General features: G+C 47.6%; 1 protein-coding gene. It reads left to right on the top strand.

Translation table 11 applies throughout. From position 1 onward, the window contains the following. Nucleotides 1–84: 84 nt before the first annotated feature. Nucleotides 85–290, top strand: a 206-nt coding sequence (locus A3722_RS18630) for a helix-turn-helix domain-containing protein (RefSeq protein ID WP_150120559.1), incomplete at its 3' end; no start/stop codon positions are given.

Raw genomic sequence — 290 nt, forward strand, 5'->3', positions numbered from 1 at the left:
AAGTGCAACGTCTGCCGATTGGGCACATTCTAAACTGGGTTGCGACACTTCCGGTATCTTGCTGAAAAAGCAAGGAGAACAGACATGGCACATACAGAGCTGGATTTGCGTGAAAGACGCATCATCGAGGACATGCTCAGAGCAAAATTCTCGATCAACAAAATAGCCGCTGAGCTTGGGAGACACCGCTCAACAGTCTATCGCGACATAAAGCGGAATTTTTACATTGATGGCGAAATGCCAAATCTCAGTGGCTACTATTGTGTGATTGCACAGCGGAAGGCAGAAGC

The organism is Sulfitobacter sp. HI0027, from assembly GCF_001634775.1.
Lineage (GTDB): Bacteria > Pseudomonadota > Alphaproteobacteria > Rhodobacterales > Rhodobacteraceae > Sulfitobacter.